Origin of the sequence: Emticicia sp. BO119, assembly GCF_013912375.1 — a bacterium.
Lineage (GTDB): Bacteria > Bacteroidota > Bacteroidia > Cytophagales > Spirosomataceae > Emticicia.
The window spans coordinates 155279-180507 of the sequence record NZ_JACETV010000004.1; the positions used below are offsets into that span (position 1 = coordinate 155279).

Annotated in this window: 16 protein-coding genes; 8 read left to right on the forward strand and 8 right to left on the reverse strand. The window is 37.3% G+C overall.

Annotated features, from left to right (window positions below):
* Positions 1–10: 10 nt before the first annotated feature.
* On the reverse strand, positions 11–2002 hold the full coding sequence (locus H1R81_RS14625; RefSeq protein WP_181841481.1) for a KUP/HAK/KT family potassium transporter: 1992 nt from the start codon (positions 2000–2002) through the stop codon (positions 11–13).
* A 172-nt stretch (positions 2003–2174) separates the two neighbouring features.
* Here H1R81_RS14625 and H1R81_RS14630 point away from each other — a divergent pair, with 172 nt between their 5' ends.
* Together H1R81_RS14630 and H1R81_RS14635 are read left to right on the forward strand one after the other, a co-directional pair.
* Entirely contained in the window at positions 2175–2957 is a 783-nt protein-coding gene (locus H1R81_RS14630; protein WP_181841482.1) for an enoyl-CoA hydratase/isomerase family protein, read from the forward strand.
* Positions 2958–3047: 90 nt separating this feature from the next.
* Entirely contained in the window at positions 3048–3926 is an 879-nt protein-coding gene (locus tag H1R81_RS14635) for an RHS repeat protein (protein ID WP_181841483.1), read from the forward strand.
* 40 nt (positions 3927–3966) lie between these two features.
* Here H1R81_RS14635 and H1R81_RS14640 read toward each other — a convergent pair whose 3' ends face one another.
* Positions 3967–5856 carry a VWA domain-containing protein gene (locus tag H1R81_RS14640; RefSeq protein WP_181841484.1) on the reverse strand — a complete coding sequence of 630 codons (1890 nt, stop codon included), beginning with the start codon at positions 5854–5856 and terminating at the stop codon, positions 3967–3969.
* Positions 5857–6024: 168 nt separating this feature from the next.
* Here H1R81_RS14640 and H1R81_RS14645 point away from each other — a divergent pair, with 168 nt between their 5' ends.
* Positions 6025–6600, forward strand: coding sequence for an RNA polymerase sigma factor (locus tag H1R81_RS14645; RefSeq protein WP_181841485.1), 576 nt, complete (start codon positions 6025–6027; stop codon positions 6598–6600).
* The gene (locus H1R81_RS14650; RefSeq protein WP_181841486.1) at positions 6600–7937 is read left to right on the forward strand and encodes an energy transducer TonB; all 1338 of its coding nucleotides are present in this window, start codon (positions 6600–6602) and stop codon (positions 7935–7937) included. Before H1R81_RS14645 ends, H1R81_RS14650 begins: the two co-directional genes overlap by 1 nt.
* 11 nt (positions 7938–7948) lie before the next feature.
* Here the strand turns inward: H1R81_RS14650 and H1R81_RS14655 are convergent, their stop codons facing one another.
* The 6 genes from H1R81_RS14655 to H1R81_RS14680 all read right to left on the reverse strand — a co-directional run bounded on the left by H1R81_RS14655 (position 7949) and on the right by H1R81_RS14680 (position 17861).
* Positions 7949–9310: a gliding motility-associated C-terminal domain-containing protein gene (locus H1R81_RS14655; RefSeq protein WP_181841487.1), complete on the reverse strand. Its 1362-nt coding sequence runs from the start codon at positions 9308–9310 to the stop codon at positions 7949–7951.
* Between the two features lie 92 nt (positions 9311–9402).
* Entirely contained in the window at positions 9403–12810 is a 3408-nt protein-coding gene (locus H1R81_RS14660; protein WP_181841488.1) for a HEAT repeat domain-containing protein, read from the reverse strand.
* Positions 12811–12911: 101 nt separating this feature from the next.
* Positions 12912–15317, reverse strand: a complete 2406-nt coding sequence (locus tag H1R81_RS14665; protein ID WP_181841489.1) for an outer membrane beta-barrel protein — start codon at positions 15315–15317, stop codon at positions 12912–12914.
* A 342-nt stretch (positions 15318–15659) separates the two neighbouring features.
* A complete protein-coding gene (locus tag H1R81_RS14670; protein ID WP_181841490.1) occupies positions 15660–15917 on the reverse strand; it encodes a hypothetical protein in 258 nt (85 codons plus the stop codon).
* Between the two features lie 211 nt (positions 15918–16128).
* Positions 16129–16656: a YceI family protein gene (locus H1R81_RS14675; RefSeq protein ID WP_181841491.1), complete on the reverse strand. Its 528-nt coding sequence runs from the start codon at positions 16654–16656 to the stop codon at positions 16129–16131.
* 161 nt (positions 16657–16817) lie between these two features.
* Entirely contained in the window at positions 16818–17861 is a 1044-nt protein-coding gene (locus H1R81_RS14680) for a quinone-dependent dihydroorotate dehydrogenase (RefSeq protein WP_181841492.1), read from the reverse strand.
* Positions 17862–18287: 426 nt separating this feature from the next.
* Here H1R81_RS14680 and H1R81_RS14685 point away from each other — a divergent pair, with 426 nt between their 5' ends.
* The 4 genes from H1R81_RS14685 to H1R81_RS14700 all read left to right on the forward strand — a co-directional run bounded on the left by H1R81_RS14685 (position 18288) and on the right by H1R81_RS14700 (position 25054).
* The gene (locus H1R81_RS14685) at positions 18288–18914 is read left to right on the forward strand and encodes a TetR/AcrR family transcriptional regulator (RefSeq protein WP_181841493.1); all 627 of its coding nucleotides are present in this window, start codon (positions 18288–18290) and stop codon (positions 18912–18914) included.
* Between the two features lie 16 nt (positions 18915–18930).
* The gene (locus H1R81_RS14690) at positions 18931–20259 is read left to right on the forward strand and encodes a TolC family protein (protein ID WP_181841494.1); all 1329 of its coding nucleotides are present in this window, start codon (positions 18931–18933) and stop codon (positions 20257–20259) included.
* Between the two features lie 55 nt (positions 20260–20314).
* The gene (locus H1R81_RS14695; protein ID WP_181841495.1) at positions 20315–21487 is read left to right on the forward strand and encodes an efflux RND transporter periplasmic adaptor subunit; all 1173 of its coding nucleotides are present in this window, start codon (positions 20315–20317) and stop codon (positions 21485–21487) included.
* Positions 21488–21661: 174 nt separating this feature from the next.
* A complete protein-coding gene (locus tag H1R81_RS14700) occupies positions 21662–25054 on the forward strand; it encodes an efflux RND transporter permease subunit (RefSeq protein WP_229251146.1) in 3393 nt (1130 codons plus the stop codon).
* The last annotated feature ends 175 nt before the right edge of the window (positions 25055–25229 follow it).

Below are 25229 nucleotides of genomic sequence, written 5' to 3' on the forward strand. Positions count from 1 at the left end.
TATGTATGTATTAACCGTTGTTTTGCCATGGAATTCGTTTTAAGTTAACGTTTTCGGCCGGGCGGATTACTAAGGGTACTTTTTCTACTTTTACTGAGCTGCTATCCAGACCAAACCATTTATCTTCTGAAGGCGTAAAGCCTTTGATAAAGAAATAAGCTTTCATAATAAGGTTTTCAAAGAACGAGAGCTGGTTATCATAAGATAGGAATTTCTCTAATACAACAAAACGGAAATCGCCAATCACATTATGTTTATTCAAAGACTCATAACGGCTTCTGATGTCTACTTCTCCACACTTAACCATGTCTTCTAATACCTTTTTGAAATATAAATTGACTTTATGCGGTACTCTGAAACCCAAACGGAAATTGACTTTATACACATCATCGGGTTCAATGGTTTTTACTTTATATTCCATTGTATAGGGATCATCTAAAGTATCTACGTGTACAAACCAATATACATCAGCTCGTTTAGGACGTTTTTGAAAAATAGAATAAATAATCTTATTTTCGATTTCAGAAGATCGGGAGGCATTACTTAAAAATACTAAGTGTGTAGCATATTTCGGTACAGTAATATCTTTACTTAATTCTTTTAGAGATTCTACATACTTATCCAGTTTCTCATATTCTGTCAAACGAGCTTTGATTTTCGATGCACTTAACCAGATATACATCACCGAAATCATGATAGTAGCTATAAGCATTGATACCCAACCACCATGGGTAAATTTCTGCAAGTTGGCTATCAAGAAACAACTTTCTATAAATATGAACGTACAGAAATAGGCTAAGATAATCCACATATTTACTTTTTTAGCGTAAAGGAAATAGCTAAAAAGAAAGGTTGTCATCATCATCGTAAGAACAATAGCCAAACCATAAGCTGCCTCCATCAATGATGATTTCCGAAAGTATAAAACAACGCCTATACACCCTATATAAAGCAAAACGTTGAGACTTGGCACATAGATTTGCCCCTTTTGGTCTGATGGGAAGTTAATCTTGATTTTTGGCCAGAAGTTCAAACGAATAGCTTCCGAAATCAAGGTAAAAACCCCGGTTAACATAGCCTGGCTTGCAATAATGGCCGCCATTGTAGCAATACCGATACCGAATGGCAGAAACCATTCGGGCATAATATCGTAGAACGGGTTACGTGCATCAATAGTCTGACCTTTCAGACTCATGACATATACCCCTTGACCAAAGTAGTTAAGTAACAAACATATTTTTACAAAAACCCACATAGTACGGATATTGGCACGCCCTACGTGACCCATATCAGAATATAAAGCTTCTGCCCCGGTAGTACATAAGAAAACCGAACCTAATAAAAAGAATCCACCAGGGTGGTGAGTCAGTAATCTTAGGCCATATAAAGGGTTAATAGCTTTTAATACTTCGAAGTCTTTTACAACATTTAATACACCAAAAACCCCCAACATTAAAAACCATATCAACATAATTGGCCCAAAGGCCTTTCCAACTACATTTGTTCCTAATGCCTGTACTAAAAACAATATTGATAAGATAACAATTACTATAGGAACCGTTTGTATATCAGGGTATAACTTAGTAAGTCCTTCAATAGCAGAAGAAACCGAAATGGGCGGTGTAATCACACTATCTGCGAGCATGGTACTACCACCGATAATTGCCGGAATTGTCAGCCATTTGGCATGACGACGGACTAATGTATATAAAGAAAAAATACCCCCCTCACCTCTGTTATCGGCTCTTAGAATCAGCACTACATATTTAAAAGTGGTTTGAAGAGTCAATGTCCAGAATACACAAGATAAAGCTCCAAGAATAATTTCTTCGTCTACTTTTTCAGAACCGGCAATAGCTTTTAATACATATAAAGGAGATGTACCAATGTCACCAAAAACAATACCTAATGCAATGAGAAGCCCGGCAGCAGAAATTTTGTCAAGATTATGATTGTGGTGATGACCACTACCATTACCGTTTAACGGTTGATTCACTTCCATTTGAAGAAAATTTAAAAAAAAGTTTGCAAATATATTGCATCATTGTGAAATCCTATAAATTTTGAATAAAAATGTTTTGTAAAGTAACATTAGTTTTCTTATTTGTGTATATTATATAACAATTTTTAGAGTGAATAAATTTTACTGAATAATAAAAACTTGATTATCAATTATGTACGATAATATCATCTATGAAGTCTCGGAGGGTGTTGTAAAGATAACCCTTAACCGGCCACAAGTGTTTAATGCTTTGAGTACTGAATTGATAAAAGAAATTACCCTGGCTGTTGAAACGGCGGGTCAGGATGAAGCCGTCAGAGTAATTGTTATAACAGGTACAGGCGATAAAGCATTTTGCTCCGGAGCAGACTTAAAAGCCGGGTTGGATAAGGGGCTAACTGCATTAGGGGACTCTCTCAGAGAAAACTATAATCCTATGATAAAGGCTATAAGGAATGCAGAAAAACCTGTTATCTGTAGGCTAAACGGGATAGCCGCGGGAGCGGGAATGTCTTTAGCATTAGCCTGTGATATAATCATTGCTAACAAGGATGCTTATATGAGTGAGCTTTTTGTAGGTATCGGGTTAATGCCGGATGCAGGCTCTATGTTTTTTTTACCCCGTATATTAGGTGTACAAAAAGCATTTGAACTATGTAGCACTGGTCGAAAGATTTATATGGAGGAAGCCTTGACTCTGGGGCTTGTGAGTAAGACAGTGGCTTATGAGAAGCTTGATACGGTGGTGAATGAATTGGTTGAGGTATATAAAGTTTCAGCCACAAAGTCAATAGGTTTAATGAAAAAAGTACTTAATCAATCGTTTAATAATAGCCTTGACGAAATATTAGAAAAGGAGGCCGTTCATCAGGATTTATTAGGCAAAACACATGACTTCGCAGAAGGAGTAATGGCTTTTTTACAAAAAAGAAAAGCGACGTTCAAGGGGAAATAAGTAATTAAATAGTCAGACTTTTGGTTAATTGCTAAGAATAGTTTTTTTCGTAATTTTGTCACAAATTAAAAAAAACTAAATGTTGTCTTTATGAAAAAAACTTTACTGCTTGTGATTATAGCTGCTTTATCAAATTTTATCTTACTATCCTGTGGCAAAGAAGATGTACAAATTATTGATCCTAATGCTTCTAATCCAACAAATCCGAATACAAGTGGAAATAATGGTAATACAAAAAAATGCTATGTGACTGAAATAAGAACGGCGTCAGATGACCCAGATGAAGAAGAAACAATCGTTAAATTTACTTATAACTCAAAAAATCTGATTGAAAGCAGAGAGGATAATGGAGAAAAAACGATATTTACCTATGATGCAAACAACCGCCTTATTAAACTGAGTTCTCCGACTTCATCAGGTGATTCTGAAACTCTTTCATATGAATATGATGGTAAAGGGAACATGACAAAAATAAAATTTGAAATAAAAGATTCTGAATCGGAGGTTTATATAATGGAATATGCGCTTAGTACTAACGCAAAAGGACAAGTAGAAAAAATAAGAGAAACGACATCAGATGATGATGATTTTTATGACTATTTATTAGAGTATGATGGAAAAAATAATATAACAAAAATAATTTTTGTAGAGGACGGAATAAAGACAACGTTAGTCGAAAATTTAAAATTTGATGATAAATCAAATCCTTATTTTAATACGAATATATCAAAAGCATTTTTGCCATTGGTACTAATAGGAGCAGATTTTGGAGTAAATCTTACTTATATGAGTAATGCAAATAATATATTGAACGATAAGATATTATCACCTTTTTTAGAGGAATTTATACCGGGCACCTATGATTATGGCTATACTGCTGAGGGTTATGCTTCAAGAATGACAATATCAAGAGAAACGACATTTGGTATACAGAAAGAAGAACAAACATTTATGTATAATTGTAAATAAAAAGAATCCCTGATAAAACAGTCAGGGATTCTTTTTATTCTTAGTTATCATGTGCTAATTCTTTGCCTGATAACAATTGTGCCATCTTAACCAATTTAATAAATTCGGCTCGATACCCCTCTTCATCATTTCCTCTGGCCGATTTTGCAGTAGAAATAATATGATCGTAATTAGCAAACCCTTTAAAGCGTGATTGTCTCAATAGTAAACCAAATTCTGCTATTGAAGCCGCTAATCTGAAATCATCAGAAGTTTTGTCAAAAGTAGTATGTTTATCATACACTACTTCTTTAATTAATTTACTTGTATTTTCATCAGGCAGTTTATATCGTAACTTAATGGTCAACACTTCTTTGGAATTACTCAAGGGAGTAAGGTCTTTATTTTCCTGATATTTCAAGGGGTCAACCTTTCCTAAATATTGACTTTCAACCCCGGTCGGGACAATTTCATAAATAGCAGTTACGATATGTCCTGACCCCATTTCTCCTGCATCTTTCTTATCATCATTAAAATCTTCATTGTTTAACTTCCGATTTTCATAACCAATCAAACGGTAAGCTTTTACATATTTAGGGTTAAACTCCAATTGAAGTTTTACATCTTTCGCCACAGTAAAAAGTGTTCCGCCGAATTCTGTCACAAACTCTTTCCTGGCTTCTTGCAGGTCATCAATATAAGCATAGTTACCATTGCCTTTATCGGCCAGAGTTTCCATTTTATTATCTTTATAGTTACCCATACCAAAACCCAACACGCTCAGATATACTCCAGACTCTCTTTTAGTTTCAATAAGCGTTTTTAAATCTGCTTCGCTTGAAGTGCCAATATTAAAGTCTCCGTCAGTTGCCAGAATTACACGATTATTTCCCCTATTAATAAAGTTTTCTGCTGCAATTTTATATGCCAATTTAATACCCTCTCCTCCGGCTGTAGAACCTCCTGCTTGTAAGTTTTCCAAAGCCTCTTTTATCTTATTTTTCTCTTTACCCGATGTTGATGGTAAAACCGTTCCAGCAGCACCAGCATATACTACAATAGCTACGTGGTCTTTAGGGCGTAGTTGATCAACTAATAGCTTAAAACCCTGTTTCAATAAAGGCAATTTATTATAATCACTCATAGAGCCGGACACATCAATCAGGAAAACCAGATTAGAGGCTGGTAGATTATCAGCAGGCATTTTCTTTGCCTGTAAGCCAATATGTAACAATTTTAATCCTTCATTCCATGGAGAATCGGAGATTTCAGTCTGAAAACTTACCGGATCTTTACCATTTGGTTGCTCATAACTGTAGTCGAAGTAATTAATCATTTCCTCAATACGAATCGCATCTTTTGGAGGTAATTGTCCGTTATTAAGCATTCTGCGTATATTGGTATAAGCAGCTCTGTCTACATCAATCGAGAAAGTAGTAAGAGCATCTTTCTTGGTTTCATGAAATACATTTTCTTCAAAGATGCTGTACTCTTCTGTATTATACTCGGCAGCTCTGATGCTATTCATTATCGGTGCAGGAGCATATAAACCACCACCGGGCATTGTTTTAGCTTTGCTCATGTTGACAGACTTTGCTTCTTTATCATACGTTTGCGTGCTGTAACCCGTTATAACGACTTCATCTAAAGAGGCATTATCTGATTCAAGTTTCACATTCCATACAGATTTTTCATCTGTTACTTTCACTTCTTTAGTAGCATAACCGATACTGCTAAAAACCAACGTGCTTCGCATTGTTGAAACTTTAATACTGTACTTACCATTCGCATCTGTTACTGTGCCATTGCTGGTTCCTTTTATAACTACGTTAACACCCGGTATAGGAGCGTTGTCGTCAGCAGCAGTAACAATACCCTTAATGGTACGCTCTTGTGTAAAAATGAACCCTAAATAGAGAGTCAAAGTCAGAAGCAATAATTTAATTCCCATAATTTTATCATCCCCAATCAATTTTGTAAGAAGCTTTCATGGTATTGGGGTAATTGTTAGAACATGAAATCTTCGTGATTTCCCTATTGATGAAGACTTTCTAAAAATTCCATAAAATTTTTAGAAAAAAATTAAATTTGTTTTTTCAACGCCTGTAAATAGTGACTCATGCAATTTTTGAAACGCAAATCTAAACCCCAGACTGATGCTGAATATATAGCAGCCTTTCAGGCCAGTGGCGATTTGAATGTATTGGGAGAATTGTATGAGCGCAATATGGAAATGGTTTTTGCCATTTGTTACAAATACCTGCGAGATGAAGAGGAAAGTAAGGATGCTACGATGGAGATTTTTGAGCAGTTGATAAGTGATTTAAAGAAGCATCAGGTAAATAATTTTAAGAGTTGGTTGCATAGTGTAGCCCGTAATTATTGTTTGATGCAATTGAGGACAAGAAAGGTGGAAGTCGGTGGGTTAGAAATTTCGGATGAAGATTTTGTGGAAAATGAACCTTTTATGCATCTAACAGATGATGAAATAGATTTGGAGGAGGATTTACTAAAACTGGAAAATTGTATTGGTAAATTAGAACATGAACAAAAATCGTGTGTTGAGTTGTTTTATCTGCAAGAAAAATGCTACAAAGACATTGCTGAAACAACAGGGTTTGATTTGAATAAGGTAAAAAGTTATATTCAGAATGGGAAGCGGAACTTAAAAATTTGTATGGAAAAGAACCAATAATGGCAAAGAAAAAGCAAATATTTAATACTGAACACAATGCACTCTCAGCCGAAGACCTGAAAAGGTATGAAGCCGGAGAAATGACTTTCCAGGAAATGAATCGGGTAGAAAGAATATTACTCGAACAGCCTTTCTATGCTGATGCCGTGGAAGGGTTTTCGGAAATTAAAAAAGACCAGATTTCAACCAATAAAAACCTGACTGACCTTAAAGCCAAATTAAGAAACAGAACCAATCAAACATTTACTAAGCCAGCACCTATATTTACGATAGCCAAAATCTGGAAACCTGTGAGTATAGCGGCAACTTTGCTACTTATTTTTACAGGAACTTATTATTTAATGGATAATAAGCAAAATAAAGCAGATAAGGCTATTTTAATGAAAAATGAAGCCGTTGAAGATAATTTATCAGCGCCTGTGGCGAATGTGCCTATTGCCAAAGAAGATAATACAGCAACCTCAAATAAAGGCGCAAATGTGGCCTACATTGAAGAAAAACGAAAACAAGCCCTTAAAAACAGCACTCAGGCAGAAGCGATAGTAAAAGAGTCAGAAGAGTTATCTGTTGCGAAGGAGGCAATAGCAAGTGTTATTGCTAACCCACATGAGGCAGATAAATTAGCAACGGATACTCCATCGCCAACAGCAGGAGTAGCATCAGCGCCGATGGCTGTAGAAAAAAAAGCTGTTGCAGATAGAGACGAAGCTATAGTTCAAAGCAGGTCAATAGGTGGGGCAGGTCGTTTGGCAGGAGCGGCTGTATCAGGTACAGTAGTGGATGAAGACAATGCGCCTATGAAGGACGTAACAGTTAATATAAAAGGTAACGCAAATGGTATCAGAACGGATGAAGAAGGAAAGTTCAGCTTAAGAGATGCCCGGAGAGGTGACATAATTGTATTCAATAGCAAGGTTATGCCCCAAATGGAGATACCGTTCAATAACCTGCCTAATAAAATTGTCTATAGCGAGCACAATATCAATCTGCCAAGTAAGCCTAAAGTTCCTGCGGGTAGTATAAATGATAGCATGTTTGAAAAAGCAGCTACTTATGCAAAACCCGAATTTGGATGGGATGCCTATGAAGTATATCTGAATGAAAATACAAAACGCCCCCCCAAAGCTTTGCAAATGAATATTAAAGGGCGCGTAATAGTCAATTTTATAATCAACGAAAAAGGAGAATTATCTGATTTTACAATAATAAAAAGTTTGGGTTATGGTTGTGATGAAGAGGCCATCCGGCTGATAAAAAATGGTCCTAAATGGTTTCCAGCTACTAAAGAAGAAAAACCAGTATCAAGCTCAAAGCATGTAATAGTTAAGTTCAGATAATAGTCAGTTCTTTATTTTATTAAAGTAATAGTACCCTGCAAAGTAATTTCTTTATTAGTATTATTTTTAATTTTTAAAAGATACTCATACAAGCCTGCAGGCTGTTCGTCACCACTCCATGCCTCATAAGGGTAGTTAATTAACTTCACGACATGGCCTCTGCGATTAAAGATTTTGAGACTGATAAATTTTTCTAAATCGCCAAATAGTATTAGTTCATCGTTTTTTCCATCACCATTTGGGCTGAAAGCAGTAGGTATGTGAATAGGAATTCCTGTTTCACATAAAAACATATTATTTTTAACACAAAGTTTTTCACTTATATAAATACTACCATTACTTGTATAACTTACCTGATAACAATTCTCTTCATTGCAGACAATCTCATTATCCATATAAGAAGTATTATTGACAGTTATTTGAACGCTATTATTCTTAGTTAGTTTAACGTCTTTGAAAGACTCAGGCATAGGCTTTGTCCAGGTCAATTCATTACCCTCTGCTGTTGGATTTAGTTTAAAGTTAATATCACAGACTTCTTTTGAGGTTGTATTGGTAAAACACGCATTTTGTAATTGGATGCTATAACAGGCATTAGAATTTTGGTTATCAAACAAAATCTGTGTTTGGCCTAATTTACCTTTTTGAGAAAGTAAGACTTGCCCGTTGGCTAAAATAGCATAATCATCACCTGTTTCATTATTAAAACTGATTGCAAATTTGTTTGTGCTTGTTTTAATCAGTTCCTGAATTTTTGGTTCGTTAATAACCGGAAATTTCAAATTAATGCTGTTAGTTCCCCCACAATCTTCTACAATGTATCCGCCCGTCACACTGATTTTTTTATCTGTTTTATTAGCATAGGTATGGGAAACAGGAACAGTTGGTAAATAGACTTTTTCAAGCATAGAACCATCTCCCCAGTTTATGAAGCAATAGTCATAAGGAATGGTTCCGTTTTTTCTTATATCGCTGAGGTTCAAGTTAACAGTATTGTCACAAATTTTCGAGCTGATTTCAATTCTGGCAGTATCTAATACTGTAATGACAGCACAGATTCTTAGTTCCTGTCCATTGTCTTTTCTGAATGAAATCTGCATAAGTTTATACGCACCGGGTTGTGTGTAAGTATAGGTTTTTTCTTTGACAGTATTAGTGGGCGGGCCTCCTTTATAATTAAATACATACTGATGGTCATTAGAGTTATCGTCTGTCTTTTCAACCACAACAGTAAAGGGTACACAACCAACGGTCTCTTGTGTAAATAAAGCACCAGTACCGATATTAGGGCCAATACATTGGTCATTTCCCTGGCTAAAAGTTAATAAGGGAAAGAAGAAGCATAAAAGAATGGTATGATAAATACCTTTCAAAGTTCAGAAAGAGGTTAAAGTAAATTGTCTTAAACAAAAAAGGCTTTCTAAGCATTTCGAACTTAAAAAGCCTTTTCAGAATATAAAGCTAATTACTTTTTCAGATTAGACAAAAATTCTACCATATCTCTCACCTCTCTCTTCGACATCAAAGTGCCCATAGGAGGCATGGCCGATGGCATATTTTCTCTTTTGGTAATTCTGGCTACCGGAATTACCAATGGTTCAGCATCAGAGGTAGTGATTGTGAGTTCGCTTTCTGTTTCTTTGGCCAATGTTCCGGTTACCTCCTGGCCATCTTTCAGCTTAAGTGTAACTGCCCCAAAACCAGGAGAAATTCTGGCACTTGGCTCAATCAGAGCCTGTAAAATCTGCTCCCGGCTTAATACATCACCAATATGTGTTAAAGGTGGGCCAACGGCACCTCCACTCCCACCAATAGCATGGCATCTTACGCATTGTCCGGTAGGATTGGTATTGAAGTACTGACGACCCGCAAATCTGTTCCCACCAAAAAGGGACTCTCTGAACTCGTCCATTGGTGAATTATGTACACTATTAGCAGCTAATTTGGCTTTCAGACTTTCAGAACCAGAAGCATTAACGGCTTCTGTTAATTCTAAGGAGATATTTGGAGACAATTTATTATCGATTAATTGTGTAACCAAATTATCCAGGATTACCTGTGTTTTATCTGCGTCCATCTTCGATAATACCACTAACATCTGTTGTTGTTCTCTGATACTTCCTTTGGTAAAGATAGAATTAACAATTACTGGCAAAGACTCTTTTGTTACGTTTGTATTGTTCAATAGTCCTAAAGCAGCGGTTCTTACATTCTCATCTTTATCGTCCATACCCTTTTTCATGAGAGCGTCCATACCAGAGTATTTCAATCTGTCTAAAGAACCCAAAATAGCTGTTTTTACTTTGGCATCAGTGCTGGCATCATAAATAGCTACCAATTGGTTATTTGCGTCAGGTATGTTTAAGTCGGCCAATAAACCAGCGATTGCAATTTGAGTTTCAGGATTTTTCTCTTTCAGAAACTCTGCGATATAAGGCTGTATTTTACCTTTTGCCATGGCAGCATCTCTTTGCAGCTTACCACGGTAACGACCATCGACACGGTCTAATACTGACGGATTTACCCATGAGCCTAAAGTTGCTAATGCCTCAGCCTTTATCTCATCTTTAATGTCTGTTCTTTTAGCAAAAGCAATCAGCATATCTAATTCTTTCTCACCGCCTACTCTTAAAGCGGCATTGATAGCCCTTCTGAGAACTACCTCCGATTTCAAACGGGTATCTTTCAAAGTAGCAGCTAAAGCAGGTAGAGCAGCCTCAATAGATGTATCATCATTGATACCTCTGGCGGCTTCGGCTACAATATATTCATCTGCGTCATTTAAGAAAACACTGATATTCGGGTCTTTCATTCTTCTCAAAACCAATACTGCGGCTGTTCTTAATGCCTTGCTCGAATTACTTGATAAAGCAATAATAGGGTCGGCTTTTCCGATTCTTGATAATGCTAACACGGCTGCGTGTCTGATATAAACATCTTCATCATTATTAGCTTTCAACAAATCTATTAAAGGCTGAACAGCATCCTGGTTGGCGGTTCTTCCCAGTGCTTCTGCTGCAAAGAATCTTACACGAGCATTTGAACTTTTCAATAATGGTATTAATTGGCCGCTTAAAGATTTAACACGGGCATCACCAATGATTTTAGCAGCCTGGGCAACAATCTCTTCATCTGTATCACTCAATAATTCTCCAAGCGGAGAAGCATAAGAGCTATTCATACGTGTCAGCTGACCAATACCCCATATACCATGAACCCGGGCCAATTGGTTTTCTCTTTGTGCAATAGCCTTATTGAATACGGCAAATCCTCTTTTATCTCTTTTGGCTAACTCCATCTGCGCTTTTTGTCTGATACGCATATCTACGTTCATTAATAACGAATACAGCATGTCATCAGTTTGCGCAGGGTATTTCAGTTGAATCAGTCGTTTAGTTTCTTCTCTTTGGGCTTTCAGGTCATTTTTATCGCTTGCTACATCTATTTTCCAAATTCTCCCATAGTTTTTAGTACCCCAGCCATTAATCCAGTCAGCTACATATAATGCGCCATCAGGACCAAAACGGATACCTGTTGGTAAGATGCCACTTACTACGTCTTTTTCGCTATCGAATGCAAATGAGGCGCCTTTGGGTTTTAACCCAAAAGACCAGATATGCGAGCGGTTAGGTGTTCCTACAAATTCTACAAGGAAGAATTTGTTTTTCCATTCTGTACCTAGAGCAGTTCCGGGATTATAGACCATCCCTGTTGGGCCGTTGTGATAATTTCTGATAGGGGGAATGATATATGCCGCCTGGCCATCCCAACGAGGTTTGTATAAACCTTCATCCATCCATACTTTATATTTGTTGTTTTTAGGATCGGTATATTTACCATATTGCCAGTTTGAACGCCAGCCTGCATCAGAACCCTCAACCACATGTACTAATCTTTCACTTTCGCCCGGGTGGTCTCCATCGTTATCTGATGAAATAAGGTTGCCATATTCATCAAATACAAATTCGTGGGTGTTTCTCAAACCTGCTGCAAATATCTCAAAATCACTCCCGTCAGGATTAGAACGGGCAATAATACCCGAATTAGGATGTTCGTATTTTTTACCGTCTTTAGTAGTGATATTGGCACCAATATCTCCTATATTCCAGTAGATTCTTCCATCGGGGCCTTCAATCAGACCAGACATACCATGACCACTAAACCCGATATGTACACCATATCCATGACTAATAGAGGTTTCCTGATCAATAATGCCATCGCCATTGGTGTCTTTCAATCGCCATACATCAGGCGCAATACCAACAAACATATCATTTTCTCTTGCTAAAATACCTCCTGCTACATCGGTAATTTCTTCATTGAAATCGCTCAGAATGCGGGTTGAAATATCCGCAATGCCATCATTATTTTTATCTTCTACACGCCATATTTCGTCCTGTTCAACAGCTAAGTCTTTCCAGTCGTGAGAACCGTCTTCATTCAGGTCTTTCACCCAAGAGTTTTCGTTGCTTTTTTCAGGCGCAAACGTAGCTCTTAAAAAAGCCCGACGGTCTTCAACGGTTTGCAAGCCAATAGAAGGGGTCATCCAGTCACGGTGTCCACGAATATCGAACTCAGAGTTTTTCTGTCTGTTTGTTCGGGTCAGGTACACACGTCCATAGTCATCGATAGTCATAGAAACCGGGTCGGGTGCCAGCGAATCAGAAGCCCAAAGTGTCATCTGAAGCCCGTCAGCTAATTTAGCCGCCGTTTTTTCACGGATTTCTTTGGCTTTGGTAAACGCTTGTGCGGGGTCTTCTGTAACGACTATCGGTTTGTTTTTGGTTGTAGACGTACGCATACATGAAGCAACCAAACCGATTGATACAAGCAGGAGAGGAACCTTGCTTTTGAAGAGGTTTTTAAAGGTCATGAGGTATTATAAAGATTAGAGATTGAAAATAGTGCCGAAAATTAGCAAATTCATGTTGATTTCAGACCATCGGTAAAGTGTTTTTAGCAAAAAATCAGCAATTAATTACTACCTCTCTCCAGATTTTCAAAATTGAAAGGATTATTGCGTTCTTCTTTTTTTCTGAAACCAAAATTATAACGGACATTTAAGCCTACCCGACGGGTATCGCCTTGACGAAAGCCAAAGGCTGAGATACTTCCCTGATTGATGGTAAAATGATTTTTGTTAGTATAAAATACATCAGTTATACTTAAAGCGACCATCAGTTTTTTGTTCAGGAACTGGCGGTTAACATTCAGGTTCAGATTCCCGAAATTGCTTAATTCATAGAACTGCTGCTGACCTTTTAACCGAAAGAAGCCATTCAGGCTGATATTGGTAAGTTTATCTACTTTAAATTGTTGGAAAGTGAAAAAAGACCAGCTACCTCTTTGAAAAGAGAGAGGGGCGTTTTCGTACAAACCATTATAATCATTATAATTGAATTGTGTTCCGACAACAAAGAAGTATCGGTTTCCGGGAGGGACTGCTCCTAAAAGTCTGAAATAGGTTTCCTGATTTTTACCTAAATTATCATAAGTCCGATACGCAACACTTGGATTATCGGAGTTCTGATAAATTACATTAGTGAATATATCCTGTGTATAGTTACGTCCTATTGCAAAGATTGGTCGATCTTCAAAGCTGATATTTGCTTCAAAGTTTTGAGTAAACTGGGGCCTTAAAGATGGATTTCCGGCTTCGTATAAATACTGGTCAATAAATCGGGGTGAAGGGTTCAGATACTCATAAACAGGACGGGTAATAGACCTACGATGTACCAGATAAGCCCGCATTTCATAGCCAGCAATTTTACCTAATTTCTGACTCAGATAAATATAAGGGAATAAATCTGTTCGTTTCACTTTGAAAGAAGTATCAGTAGGTATAAGTTGATGCCCGTTCATATTGGTGTTTTCAATTCTTGTGCCTGCTTTCAGAATAAATCCTCGAATAGTCTTAGATACTTGTATATATGCCGCATAAATACTTTCATTATAATTGAACTGATTAGTACGGGAAATATCAATATTTTGTTGCTCGCCGATTTTGGTATAATAGGTAGTAGTACTTTTGAATAGTTGATAAGTGGCTTTTAATCCTGTTTCTAAAGTAATTTTATGAGGCAGCTTATATTTAACATCTGTCTGCGCTGAAATGAAATTCCGGTTATTACCAATGTCACCGGCTCCACCTATATCAGAGGTAGTTGGTAAAACATAAGCGGTATTAAAAATCTGGTCGGTTTTGTTGTTGAAATAATTATATGCTACATCCGTTGTCCATTCAGAGCCTAAACTATCAATCTTATATCGGGCATTGATTCCCTGACTGATACTGTAGTTATTTCCTTTATTATTGGCAGTATTAATATTGTTGGTTATTACTTCTGATGAATTGAGCTGACGAATCATACTTTCATTGTGTGCAGAAGATTTACTCTGGTTATAATTCAGGCGTCCGTCATAATTCAGTTCCCATTTTTTGCTTAGCTCGTATCCCAGACCAAAACCGATATAAGTCTGACTACCCGGAAAAGTGGTAAGAGCATTCTGGAATAGTTCTTTATCCGCCGAAAGACTGCGGGTAGTCTGTATCTGCTCAAAGGTATTCCGGTGTGAATAATTGAGATTTAAAAAAGACGTAAGCCTGCCACTGCTATTGTTCAAACTAACACCTATAAACTGATTACCATACTTCCCCTGATTCATTCCGGTACTCAGGCTTCCGGTAAATCCTATTTTTACACCTTTTTTCAGAATAATATTTACTACTCCGCCACTACCACTGGCATCGTATTTAGCCGAGGGTGTTCTGAGTATTTCTACTTTTTCAATACTATTCGGTGGTAGACTTTTGAGAATGGCGGCAATATCGGCAGTGCTCATTTTTTGCTCCCGACCATTGATATAAATAGTAGCGGCACTTGAATTGCTCAGATAGATGTTCCCGTCCTGGTCAACAAATAACCCCGGAATTTTCTCCATTATCTCGTAGGCACTTGTGCTGGTATTAGCAATTGGTTCTGGATCAACAATGGTTTTGTCGTCTTCCTGCTGCATTAATGGTTTGCGGGCAGTTACTACTACTGTTCCTAATAATTGGTTATCAGTTTCCATCACAAACGTCAAAAGCGATTGTCTGCCTGTGGCATTGATTCCTTTGAGCAAGGTTTTATAGCCGACAGAGGTGGCCGTCATGATGTATTGCTGATTAGCTGTCAGATTAAATCTGGCTATGCCCAGTGTGTCGGTTGTATTGTTAAGGATTTTAGTCGTATCGGCACGGTTTACAATTCTTACAGTAGCACCAATGACAGGAGACTGGTTGTTTTCTGTGAGTTGAATATGAATGGGAAATGTCTGAGAAAAAGAAAGGAGAGAAAAGCAGGAAAAAATGTAAATCAGTAAAATAACTTTTTTCATAATGAGCAGTAAAGAAAATAATTTACAAAATTAATCAAAAAACAGCCTTTACCGATTAAAAAAAACTAAAAGCCTGCTTATCGGGACTCTCTTGCAATATTTGAATAAAAACTTGTAATTAAAGAAGACAGATAACTAAGATTTTAGGTGTTTGGTTAACGAAAATAAAAATAAAATATTTTAAAAATTGTATTGTATTTAGTAAAAAACTCAATATATTTGACTTAACATTTCAGAAAACAAGCAATAAACCTAAACTAAATCATAATTTTGGAGAATAAAACCTCTGTCGCAAGGCAGAGGTTTCTTCATTTTATAGTAGCGTATGCTTTAAATTTTATTTCATGTGGCAACAGGGTATTTCTTTGTAGTTGTTACTCTGAATGTCCGGAAACCAGTGGCACCTTTGTTGAAAAAGGTTCCCACCATATTGGGAACCTTTTTCTGGTTAGTTTTAGTGGTTGGTATTATCACACGCTCCGAAAACCCCAGCTGATAATTATAGCTAATTGCTCCTTTAAACAGGCTTCCGTCTGCTTTTATCTCTGAGGGTTCTTTTCTGGTTCTGACTGATTCCCAAAAGCACTGATGCTTCTTCATCTATTTTTATCTTAATAACTGATACTTAAAAAAATCGGTGTGCGAAATTTCAGGTTTTGGCTTGTGTTTTCAAAGCATTTTGGGAGATTCCTGATAAAATCAAACTGTTGAGGGAAGAGATCAGCTAATGTTGATATCGGGCTATAAAAAAGAAAAACCCCTACATAAAGTAGAGGTTTTTCTTTGATTCTACCTTTCGGAAAAGGGTATATTATCCTTTCACAACCTGGATATTCATTACCAGTTTCACGTCGTCGCTTACTACAATTCCACCTGCTTCTGTTACTGCACTCCAGGCTAATCCAAAATCCTGACGATTGATTTTACCTTGAATATCAAATCCGGCTTTTGTTTGTCCGTAAAAATCCGTCATAATTCCGCCAAACTCTGCAATCAATTTTACAGGTTTCGTTGTACCTCTTATTGTCAAATCGCCATTTACCGTATATGTATCATCTCCTGTTTTTTCAAATGATGTAGAAGCGAAAGTCAATTTCGGAAAATTGGCTGCATCAAAAAAATCAGCTGATTTCAAGTGACCGTCTCTTTGCTCCTGCCCGGTTGAGATACTGTCTATATCAGCCGAAAAATTAACAGTTGCTCCTTCAAAATCGTTGTCGTTAGTAGTTTCTACACTACCTTCATAAGAACCGAATGTACCGGTTACGGTCGAAATCATTAAATGTTTTACTTTAAACTGTACTTCTGAATGAGAAGCATCGATAGTCCATTTTGCCATTGTCTTTAATGTTTTATAATAATAGTGAGTAAATGCTGTTTTTACATTGTATGTATATACATATAAAAACAAAAACACTTTAAAATAGTTTCCAAAAACAAAAAAATCATGCCAGTACAGACATGATTTTTTTACTAATAGCTGGTAATCAGTATATTATCTCAGAAATTTTCTTTTAATATTCCCTCACATATTTCTTTTACAATTCCAGGGCCTTCGTATATAAACCCTGAATACACTTGCACTAATGACGCTCCGGCTTTCAGTTTTTCAATGGCATCTTCAGCAGAGTGGATACCACCGACCCCTATAATAGGAAATGCTTTTTTTGATTTTTCTGACAAATATCTGATTACTTCTGTAGAACGCCTCGCTAAGGGCTTACCGCTTAACCCCCCAGCACCTATTTCTTCTACTGCTGCCGTATCTGTTAAAAGCCCCTCGCGGCTGATAGTTGTATTGGAGGCAATCACACCCGAAATACGGGTTTCTTTTACTATTTCAATAATATCATCTAATTGCTCCTCGGTTAAATCGGGAGCTATTTTCAACAGAATAGGTTTCGGTTTTGATTTACGCCCGTTATCTCTCTCCAAGGTTTTCAGCAAATACTTTAAAGGCTCTTTTTCCTGTAAGGCACGTAAGCCGGGGGTATTTGGCGAACTCACATTAATTACAAAATAATCTACATAAGGATATAAGTCGTTAAATGATTTGAGGTAATCATAAACGGCATCATCATTTTTGGTCAGTTTATTTTTGCCAATATTACCACCAACAATGATTTTTGTCTTGCGCTTACGTAACTGATTGGCTGCCGCTCCTGAGCCTTCATTGTTAAAGCCCATACGATTTATCAAAGCTTCGTCTTGTTTCAATCTGAACAGACGAGGTTTATCATTGCCCAACTGTGCTCTTGGTGTTACCGTCCCGATTTCAATAAATCCAAAACCCAGATTCGATAGCTCGTCTGTCCATATACCATTTTTATCAAAGCCAGCTGCCAGGCCAACCGGATTTTTGAAGCGTAAACCAAAGACTTTTCGTTCCAGCCGTTTATCTTTCTTTTCGTAAATCATTCTTAAAATAGCAGGGATGAATGGAATTTTACACACAAACTTCAGTACATCCATTACTGCATAGTGAATCTTCTCGGCATCGTGGCGAGTCAGATAGGGGAAGATAACTTTCTTATAAAAACTCATTAAAAATAAGGTGCCTTATGCGGGCATTGTTGTACGTAAACAAATTGTTAAATACTATCAGGAAGAAGAATAAGAATAGTATGCAAAATTACGATTTACCGTTCAAATTCCGGTAGTTTTTTAACTATTAGATTTGCTTTAAAAAAGTTGAATTAAAAAAGTACAATTTTTTGTTGATATATAACTAATATGAATGCAATCATTTCTTCCGTAAAACTGTTCTACGATAATATAAACCAAGCTCATCCCCAAATTTTTGCGGTTCATCATAATTTTGTAGGGATTTATCTGCTCCTGATTCAATTTTGTCTTACCGAAAGCGGTTCTAAAAAAAATCATAAAAACTTTGAACCTTTTAAAAGTTTCCATAGTTTCTGTCTTTAGATAACCTTACTATATGATAGCATAAAGATTTAAACAATGTAAATGGAAATCAAAGACAGAATTTTACAGACCGCTGAAACGCTCTTCCGGAAGTTTGGTATCAGGAGTGTTACAATGGATGATATAGCATCCGAATTAGGGATTTCAAAGAAGACGATTTATCAGAATTTTGAAGACAAAGATGCTATTGTTCATGAGATTGCCCGACTGAATATGATGTGCGATATGGAAGAGTCAGAACGCATCCATAAAGAGTCCGCTAATCCGATTGAGCAGGTCTTTAAAGAAGCGTCACTGCTGCGCAAACAGGCATCAACAATTAATCCTGCTGTATTTTATGATTTAAAGAAGTATCATCCTAAAACCTGGCAATTGTTTCAGGAATACAACAAGGTTAATTTTCTGGAGATTGTGAAGAATAATTTAAGAGAGGGGGTTGCTCAGGGTTTTTACAGGGCTGACATCAACGTTGATATATTGGCCCGACTACGGATGGAAGAGGTGGAGTTTGCTTTCAACCGCGATGTTTTTCCTCCTGAAAAGTTTAATCAGACAGACGTACATACCACATTTATAGACCATTTTCTAAGAGGTATTATGAGCCCCAAGGGAGTGGAGTTTTATGAAAAATGCAAACAGGACAATGAGCCTGAGCATATTAATCTTTAATTAAACAATCAACTATATGAAAATAAAGTACCTGATTTTTTTCCTAATTAGTGGTATTTCCGTACAGGCCCAGCAGGCATTTACCTTGCAACAGGCAGTACAGTACGGAATTAAAAACCACCTATCCGTAAAAAATGCCGAGTTAGATATTGTGGGGGCCGAGCTGACAATCAAACAAATCAAAGCTTCAGGATTGCCTCAGATCAACGGTAATTTCTCATATACCTACAACGCAATTATTCCGACACAGCTTATTGACGCTAAAAACTTTGACCCGAATGCACCTGACGGTGCCGTAACCAAATTTAAATTTGGTGTGCCCTGGGCAGGTCAGACGGGTATTGGTTTGAACCAGTTAATATTTGATGCTACCTGGCTGGTAGGTCTCAAAGCTGCGCCGGTGTATCGTGAGTTGGCACGAAAAGGTGTAACCAACAATAAAATTGTAGTGGCTGAAAATGTAGCCAAAGCGTATTATTCAGTTTTAGTAGCAGAAGAAAGAAGCAAAATTCTGGATTTAAACATTGCACGCATCGATTCATTAATCAGAGAAATGAAAGTAATGAATCAACAAGGGTTTATTGAAAAAATAGACCTTGACCGTCTGGAAGTACAACGCAATAACCTGATTACTGAAACACAAAAGGTAAAGAATCTTATCGTATTAAGCCAAAGCCTTCTGAAGTTTCAGATGGGTATGAAAATTGACGAGCCAATTGTATTGGCTGATAAGTTATCAGATGTTGACATCAGACCTTTTGCTATGCTGGAATATCCGGCAGTTGATTATGCGGGCCGAATAGAATATTCTACCCTGATGGTGCAGAGACAACTCTCTGTTTTAGATATGGAGCGTACGCAAAAAGGCGTAATTCCTAAAGTATCTTTTAGTGGCTCTTTAGGTGCAGGGCATAGTAATACAAGATTCAATCCGTTTGAACGTTGGTTTGGTTCGTCGGCTTTGACCTTGGGTGTACAGATTCCGATTTATGATAGCGGTTTGAGAAAAATCCAGTTACAACAACAAAGATTAGCTCTGACTAAACTTGACCAAAGTGCCATACTGTTAAGAGAATCATTCGATTTACAGGCAAAAACTGCCAGTATCAATATTAAAAATGGTTTGGAAAGCCTGGACATACAACAGAGAAATCTGGATCTGGCAAAAGAAGTAGTGAGAGTTACTAAAATTAAATATCAGGCAGGACAGGGTTCAAATATTGAGGTAGTCAATGCCGAGTCGGCTCTAAAAGAAGCACAAACCAATTATTTCGCAGCTTTATATGATTTGCTTATCGCAAAAGTAGATTTAGATAAGGCAATGGGAAAATTATTGCCTGAGTAATTCTATCAAATCACAACAATTCACGATTATAAGCATTAAATAAAACACATTTCGTATGAAAAATATATCTCTTATTTATTACGGGGCTAAATCAAAATTTTCAAGTATAGCTTTTGCCTTAACATTTATAGTATTGGTTGCTTCTTGCTCAAAAGGTGGCGGTAATACTATAGAGGGAAAGAAAGCGGAGTTAGCCAAACTACAAGCGGAAGAAAAAACGCTTTCAGAAAAAATTCAGAAGCTACAAACAGAACTTAATATTCTTGACCCAAACAAGGAAGAAGAGAAAATTATCAATGTAACAACTACAGCAATTGTTTCTCAGAATTTCAAGCACTTTGTTGAGTTTCAGGGCAGATTAGATGCTAAAAATAATATTCTTGTTTCTCCACAGGTAGGTGGGGCTATTACTAATCTTTATGTAAAAGAAGGAGACTACGTAAAACAAGGGCAAATAATTGCCACTATCGATAACTCGGTAATGAAACAATCTCAACAGGAGATTGAAGTACAGTTAGAAACAGCAAAGATTTTCTATAACAAACAAAAGAATCTTTGGGATCAGAAAATTGGTACAGAAGTACAATACATTCAGGCGAAAAGTAATGTAGAAGCCTTAGAAAAACGCCTGGCTACTTTACAAACCCAATTGAGTATGACCAAAGTAACCGCTCCGATGAATGGTTTCATAGATGAAATCCGTCAACGCTCAGGTGAATTAGCTGCTCCGGGCCTGGGAATTGTAAGACTCGTTAATTCAGATAACCTGAAAGTAGTTGCGCAAGCAGCTGATACGTATGCCGGAACGGTGAAGCAAGGTGATATGGTAACCATTAAGTTTCCTGATTTAGGTAAAGAAACTACCGCAAAATTATCTTTTGTTAGCCAGACAGTGAATCAGGCTTCGCGTACATTTACGATTGAAGCATCTATTCCTAAAATTGATCCTCAGTTAAAACCAAATATGACTGCCGTAATGAATGTAAACGACCAGTCGAAAAAAGATGCCATTATCATCAACAGAAACCTGATTCAACAGGACGAATCTGGTAATATTGTGTATGTGGCTGTGACTGAAGGTGGCAAGAAAGTTGCTCGAAGCCGTAAAATTACGACAGGCCTTACTTACGGTGGCGATATTGAAATCACATCAGGATTACAATCGGGAGATTTGTTGATTACTCAGGGCTATCAGGATTTAGTAGATGGCCAGGCAGTAAGTTTCTAATCAGAAACGAGAAGTATGGTATTGAATCGACAGTACTATTCAGGCAATCCATACTTTTCTGTGTCTTCATATCAAAATATTTAAACAATCATAAAAGCCTTTCAGAGGTTTTAGATTATGGAAAAAGACAAATTTCAAGAATTACAAGAACAGGATCTTCCACATGGTAGCGGGATGATCTACAATATGGTTCGTTGGTTAGGTAATAACCAAACTACGGTCTATATTTTTACGACCATGATATTTCTGGCGGGTTTAGGAATATACTTCAATCTTCCGAAAGAACAGTTTCCTGATATCAAGGTGCCACAGATTTATGTACAGACTATTTACTTTGGTACCACACCTGCTGATATTGAGAACGTAATCAATAAGCCTATTGAGAAGCAATTAAAGACTATCACGGGGGTAAAACGTATCAAATCAAATGCTTTGCAGGATGTATCGGTTATACTGGTTGAATTTAACCCGGATGTACAGATTGAAGCTGCCTTGCAGCGTGTACGCGATGCCATAGATAAAGCCAGAAGAGATTTGCCTACAAAAGTTGATAGCGGCCCAACGGCACAGGATGTAAACTTTTCGGAGTTTCCGATCATGAACATCAACCTGGCGGGTAATTTTCCATTAGAAAAATTGAAAGATTATGCAGAAGAACTACAAGATGATATAGAATCGTATCCTGAAATTACCAAAGTAGATATTGTTGGTACATTGAAAAGAGAGATCCAGATTAATCTGGATTTATACAAGATGCAATCAACCGGATTGACTTTCTACGATATTCAATCGGCTATTCAAGGAGAAAACATTAATATCTCGGGTGGTGAATTAAATGTAGATAATGTACGTCGTACTATCAGAGTAAAAGGAGAGTTTAAAGATGTATATCAGATTCAGGATGTACAAATCCGCAGCTCAACTGGTGCAACAGTTAGATTGGGAGATGTAGCAGAGGTAGTAGACAGCAGCGAAGAGCAACAGGATTTTGCCCGTCTGGATAATAATCGTGTAGTAACGCTGAACGTAATCAAAAGAGCCGGCGCAAGTGTAATAGATGTATCTGAACGTATTGAAGTATTACTGGAAAAATATCGTAAAGAACGTTTCCCAAGAGGACTGGAAGCCAGAGTTACAGCCGATACCTCAGAGCGCGTGAAAAGTGAAATTGCCGACCTTATTAATACGGTGGTTTTAGGGTTCATATTCGTGGTAATTGTATTGATGTTCTTTATGGGCGTGAGAGATGCGATTTTTGTAGGTCTTTCAGTACCGTTATCTGCATTGATTGCCTTTATTCCGCTTTGGTTCTCAGGTTTTACTTTGAATACCATCGTTCTCTTTGCCTTTCTGTTAGGGCTGGGTATCGTGGTTGACGACGCCATTGTGGTTATCGAAAATGCTCACCGACTATTCAACAGATTTAAGAACCTGAGCATTAAAGAAGCCGTGAGCCTTGCAGCATCGGAGGTGTTTCTGCCTGTATTATCGGGTACTTTAACTACTATTGCGCCATTCTTCCCGCTTTTATTCTGGCCGGGTATTGTTGGTGAGTTTATGAAGTTCCTGCCGATAACCTTGATTTATACATTATTTGCTTCATTGATTGTAGCATATGTGATAAACCCTGTATTTGCTATCTCATTCATGAGACGCCATGAGGACGAGCAACACGAAGACACCAGCTTTAAAGGTATCCGTCGTCCGCTTATTATTATGGCTATTGTAGCTGTACCGGCTTATCTTATTAATGTAGGTATCGGTAACCTTATCGTATTGTTTGCGATACTGTATGTATTCAATCATTTTGTATTGACACCAAAAGTGATTATTCCTTTTCAGGATAGCGCACTTCCACGTTTTAAAAATGGATATAGAAAATTGATTGCATGGATTATCACAGGCTACCGTCCGGTATTCGCGGTAATTGGTATGTTCGGATTGTTGATTTTCACCTTTATAATGTTAGGCGTCGTACAACCTAAGGTGATTTTCTTTCCAAGTGGCGACCCTGACTATATCTATGTTTATAATGTAATGCCGGTAGGTACTGATGCACGCGTAACAGACTCCGTAACTAAAGTGATTGAAAAGAAAGTTTTTGGAGTTATTAAAAAGAATAAGGCAGAACCGGCTATTAACTCGGTCATCTCAAACGTTGGTAAAAATGCGGGAGATCCATTCAATCCTGATCGCTCGGCAACGCCGCATAAATCGAAAGTAACGGTTGCCTTCGTGAAAAAAGAAGAGCGTGGAGATATATCTTCACAGAAGCTTCTGGATGAAATGAGAAATGAGATTAAGGGTATTCCGGGAACTGAAATATCAGTACAACGGGAAAATAACGGACCTCCAACGGGTAAACCGATTTCGATTGAGATTATGGGAGATGATTTCAATACCCTAATTAAACTTGAAAAACAGGTTCGTAATGAGATTCAGAAAGAGAATATCAAAGGTATTGAAGAGTTAAAGTCTGATTTGATTACCAATAAGCCTGAAATCATTGTTGATGTAGATAAGGTAAAAGCACAGCGTGAGGGAATTAGTACCTCTCAGGTGGCAATGGCTATCCGTACGGCGTTGTTTGGTGCTGAAATATCAAAATTCAGAGATGATAAAGATGAATACCCGATTCAGTTACGCTTGAAAGCAGATGACCGCAATCAGGTTGAGAAACTTCTGAGCATGAATATCACTTACCGTGATATGAATATGGGAGGGGTGTTGCGTCAGGTTCCTTTGAACTCAATAGCTAATATATCTTATTCAACTACTTTCAGCCAGATCAACCGTAAAGACCAATCCAGAATCATTACTTTAGGTTCAGAAGTGTTGAATGGATACAATGCCAACGAAATAGTGGCAGAGATTCAAAGTAAGGTGATTGACAGAATGGAGGTTCCGAGCGGATATTCTGTAAAGATGGGAGGAGAACAGGAAGAGCAAATGGAGTCAATGATGTTCCTTATGGGTGCGTTGGGTGCTGCGGTACTATTAATCTATCTGATTCTGGCTACCCAATTTAATTCTGTTGTTAAGCCGATTATCATATTTGTTACGATCTTACTATCGTTTATTGGTGTATTCTTAGGATTCATGATATTTGGCATGACATTCTCAATAATTATGTCAGGTGTAGGTATTATTGCTTTGGCAGGTATTGTAGTAAAAAATGGTATTCTTCTAATAGAGTTTACTGATGAGTTGAGAGAAAGGGGTTATCCATTAAAACAAGCCATTATTGAAGCAGGAGGAGTGCGTCTGACTCCGGTATTGTTAACGGCTTCTGCGGCGGTATTGGGTCTTGTGCCTTTAGCATTGGGTTTAAGTTTAGACTTCTTTACTTTATTTACGGAATTGAATCCTCATATTTTCATTGGTGGAGATAGCGCGGTATTCTGGGGAATCCTTGCCTGGACGATTATTTTCGGTTTGTCGTTCTCAACAGTGCTTACTCTGGTTATTGTACCTTGTATGTATTATATTAATGAAAGAGTAAGGGATAAATATTTTAGAAAAAACAAGAAAACAACACTAACTGAAACCAAAGAAGTTGTTGCTTAAAATAGCTTTTCCACAGGCTATTAAACCCCACAAGATATACTTATCCTGTGGGGTTTATTTTTTTTTAATGAGACTTTTTTATAAAACAGAAGTGTTTTTTTTAGGAAATATGCTGTCCGTGTAATTGATTGATAATGAATGTGTTAAATATTTTTTTGTTTGAAAATACAATTTT